The following is a 4,112-nucleotide window of genomic DNA, read 5'->3' on the forward strand; positions in this document are numbered from 1 at the left end:
TCGCGCGGCAGGGGCAGCGCCTCCAGGCGGAGCGGCGAGCCGGGGAGGACGCGCAGACGAGGAAGGAGCGAGAGGAAGCGCTGGGGGATGGTGGCGCCCCGGGCCTCGTCGCGCGAGGCGAGCACCAAGAGATAATCGCGCGCGCGGCTGGCGGCCACGTTGAGCATGGGCACCAGCGTGTGCGGTGGGAAGGGACGGCCTCCGGCCACGGTGTCCACGAGCACCACGTCGTACTGGGTGCCCTGCTGACGGTGGATGGTGGAGGCGCTGAACGCGTCGCCCCGGAAGCCCGCGGAGTTGCCGAGCCTGCGCAGGAGCGAGGCCTGCGCGCGATAGGGCGTGACACACAGGACACTGAGGCCGGCGCGCACGGCCTCGCGCGCGAGCGACACGGCGAGCTCGGCGGACAGCTCGCGCTGGTAGCCGGAGCCCGTCTCGCCGCGGCCGTGCGTCAGGCGCCTGGCGTCGCGACTGAGGCCATCGAGCACCACCCAGCCCGCGCGAGTCCCGGCGAACGCGGGCACGGGCGGGGCCTTCTCGGCGCGGGCCTTGACGATGTCACCGTCCTCGAGCGCGCCGCCGTAGCAGAAGTGGCTGACGACGCGGGCGATGTCCGGGTGCATGCGGTGCTGGGTGCGCAAGAGCAGCACGTCCGGGCGCGCGGCGTCGCGCACCGCGTCCTCCAGGTGGGACAGGCCGCTGGCGCGCAGCCACTTCTGGGAGCCGCGTCCGGCGCCCTCGGCGGCGCGGCTGACGGGGCCGATCTGCTTGGGGTCTCCGGCGAGCGTCACGCGCTCGGCCAGGGGGGCCATGAGCGCGGTGGCGGCGCGGGTCACCATGCCGGCCTCGTCCACCACGAGTCGCGCGAAGGTGCACTTGCCCTCGAGCTCCGACACCAGCCGCAGGGCGCGGTGGACGGTGAGGACCATGAGGGGACAGTCGCCCTTCTCCGCCTCCTTGAAGGTGGGGTCCTTCATCTTGCCGCGCAGGCCGCGCAGCTCCGCCTGGAGCTTGGCGAGTTCGTGCGCGGGGCCGCCGCGGACACGCTGGAGGTACAGCTCGCGCTCGCGCTCCTCGATGCTCGCGCGCAGCTTGCCGCCCTTGGTGTCCTCGAGGGTGACGGTGGGCAGCTTCGCCAGGGCGTCGCTGGCGCCGGTGCCGCCGCGGAAGATGCTGCGCGCCAGGGGGCGCAGGGGGATGGGCTGGCGCTCCAGGAGGGCGCTGACGCGCAGGACGAGCTCATCGGCGGCGCGGTTGGTGGGGGCCACCGCGAGGATGCGCTCGTTGGGGAAGGCGCGCAGGGCGCGGGCGATGAGGTCGGCGACGGCGGTCGTCTTGCCGGTGCCGGGAGGTCCCCAGATGCAGCCCCAGGGCTGGGCCCAGAGGCGGTCGGTCGGGAGGAGCTCGGCGTCCTGGGGACGCGGGGTGGGCGCGGGCTCGTCTCCGCTGGCGCGGCGCAGGGCCTGATGGAGGGCGGGTTGACGGTCCTCGTACGCGGAGGCGGCGGTGCAGAGGGCCTCGGCGAAGTCATAGGGCCGATAACACCAGCGGTCCGCGGCGAGGGCGCGGCGGTCCACGTCGTCACCGTGGTCGGGGGCGGCGAAGACGCGGCCGGACTCGAAGTCGAGGTGGACGACGTCTCCGCCGAAGACGCACTCCTCGCCGAGGAAGCCGAGCAGCGAGCCGCCGGACCAGTCCGGGTCCGCGGCGGGCACGGGGACGAGGGACAACACGCCGGGGCCCTGCAGGGAGACCTGGCGCACGTCCTGGAGCAGCTTGGCGCGGTACTGGCTGCGCTCGGAGAGGAGCGCGTCGCTCAGGTCCTCGGGGAGGTATTCGGGAGGACGCCAGGCCTCGCGGCGCTTCCCGGTGGCGACGGCGGCCTGGATGACCTGGCGCTCGGACGCGGTGACATCGGAGGGCGCGGCGACGTCGCGTGCGGGTGGCTCCTCGGGTGAAGGGGCGTCCGGGCGCGTCGTCGTACTCGACGTGAAGCTCTCGGACGGAGTCTTCCTTTTGCGGCGCGGGGCGCCCTTCGGAGACCTCGTTGTGCGTCCGGTGCGTCATGTCGGCGGGCCCCGGGCCCCTCGGCCCAGGCCGGGTACGGGCGCGCGAAGGTAGGGGAGGCGTGGATCCACGTCAATGCAAGCCCCAGGGGCGCGGCTGTGCGCTCACGTACGGCTGGCTCCCAGCAGCCGGCCAGGCATGGGGCTGCGGGGAAATCAGTCGAGAAAGCGTCGCCACCAGTCGTGGACTTCGTCTTCAGAAAAGCCACGCCATGCGAGTGCGTATCCCGGCATGAACGGCTCCAGGACAGGCTCCAGCACACGCGCGAGTTCGCGATGCGCGGGCAGGTCGCCCCCATTCGAGCGGTCCCCCGCCTCCGGTCCCGGGCCGAGGGTCACCAAGGCGGCTCCCAAGGCCCCCACCTCTTGAACCGTGCTCCCCGACGACTGGAGACGACCTCGAAGCGCTTCGCTACCTCCCACAGATTGAAGCAACGAAGTCCCCAGGAAGTTCAGCCAGTGCACCCCCTCCACGCGAGCCCCCACGGACAGGTGAGCGTCCACCCTGGGAACATCCACTCCTGGGTATCGGCGAAGCTCTTCACGAACGAGAGGCAGGATCTTCCGCCGCACGCCTGCGAGTTCCAGCGCGAGCCCCGCATGACCCGAGGCAAGAGGCAGGACCGAGGCCAACGACATGGCCAGTTCCCTCACGCGTCCTGGGCCATGCAGTTCCAGGTACTCCGTGGGCAACGTGGCGCTCAGCACGCTGACACTTCCCTCCAGCGGTGTCTTCGACGGGAGCCGAGCCAGATAGCGGAGTGAATACCCATCGAAGTTGTCACCCGTGAGCGTCCAGGAACACTCCGCCTGAAGTCGGGTCATCCGCTGGAACGAGTCGGAGTCCTCGGGCAGTTCTTCGATGAAGCGGAAGGAAGCACTGGGCCGCAGAGAACTCAGGATCTCTCGCCACCCCGCTTCTGTCAGGGGAAACGACTCGCCCTCTGAATCCCAGGCACGCCGGAGCACATCCCCCACGGCCTGTCGGTAGAGGGCCAGCGCCTCTTCAATCCTTTCCCCCAGCTCCACATGGTCATGAGGCAGGTAGAACACGATGCGCACCACGTCCCGGGCCAGCAGACGCGCATCTTCGGCACCCGAGTCGACCAGACGAATGCGTGGGTAGGCCTCAGTCACGGCTGACTCCGAGTTGAGGCGTGATGATGGCCGGTGGGCAGTGTCCACCCAGTGCCTCGTACCGTTCCAACTGCTGGAGAAGCTCGGGGCTGGCAAGCGGATTGCTCTTGCTGGCCTTCGTGCAAGGGAACTTGAAGTCGTAGACACACTGGACGCGACTGGGCTCCTTCGCGAAATGAATCACGACATCCGGACGGAGTGAGCCCACCCATCGTTCCGTCAGGACAGGGCGCCCCGTCCTTGCATCGAACCCATAACGAGGCTCCACCGAGACATTATCGGGGAAGAGTCGCGACAGCTCACGCCGAACGCAGGCAAATGCCACTGCGTGTTTCATCGTTCCCAGTTCCATGCGGCGCTTGAGTGGCTTGCCATCGACGTGTCGGACCACCCGCTCACACTCCGCATCATCCGGCTTCTTCCCGGGTCCATATTCGCGCTCGTTGACTTCCTGGTCCGCCGCCTTGGAGCACTGGATCAAGAGTTGCTCGATTCGCGCCAGTTCAGCGGCGTCCAATATCCGCAGCGCCGTGCCCACCCCTCTGGCCGCGGCGACAGAACGTCCGACACCAGGAAGGATGGCCTCGCTTCCCGGTTGGGAGTAGCAGGCAGGATTCCGCATGCAGCCGCTCGTCGCCGAGTCCAGGCTCTGCGCATAGCGAGTCACACCCTCGGCGCCCGACGGCCCTACACCGCTCCGAGGTGGAGTCGCACACGCCACGAACAGCAGGAACGTCACGCCCCAAGCCCTCGGGCTCATTGTCAGAACGCTCCCACTCCAAGGGAACCACGCCGAGCGCCCTCTTTACCGTGGTTTCCCGGGTGGCCGTGCGCCGGGTTCAGGAACGGCCTCTCCCAGAAGCTCCACCGGGGCCTCGCCCCATCCCCCACCCAGCAAGGGTGTAGGCC

Annotated in this window: 3 protein-coding genes; all 3 read right to left on the minus strand. The window is 69.6% G+C overall.

Features of this window, described 5'->3' with window-relative positions; translation table 11 throughout:
• A partial coding sequence (locus FL311_RS41620; RefSeq protein ID WP_228557438.1) for a DEAD/DEAH box helicase occupies positions 1 to 1,763 on the minus strand: 1,763 nt, incomplete at its 3' end.
• 459 nt (positions 1,764 to 2,222) lie between these two features.
• The gene (locus FL311_RS41625; protein ID WP_141333156.1) at positions 2,223 to 3,203 is read right to left on the minus strand and encodes a type VI immunity family protein; all 981 of its coding nucleotides are present in this window, start codon (positions 3,201 to 3,203) and stop codon (positions 2,223 to 2,225) included.
• Positions 3,196 to 3,942, minus strand: a complete 747-nt coding sequence (locus tag FL311_RS41630) for a hypothetical protein (RefSeq protein WP_228557439.1) — start codon at positions 3,940 to 3,942, stop codon at positions 3,196 to 3,198. The genes FL311_RS41625 and FL311_RS41630 overlap by 8 nt, the downstream gene beginning before the upstream one ends.
• Positions 3,943 to 4,112 lie beyond the last annotated feature (170 nt).

It is taken from the genome of Myxococcus sp. AB025B (genome assembly GCF_006518215.1).
GTDB classification, from domain to species: Bacteria; Myxococcota; Myxococcia; order Myxococcales; family Myxococcaceae; genus Myxococcus; species Myxococcus fulvus.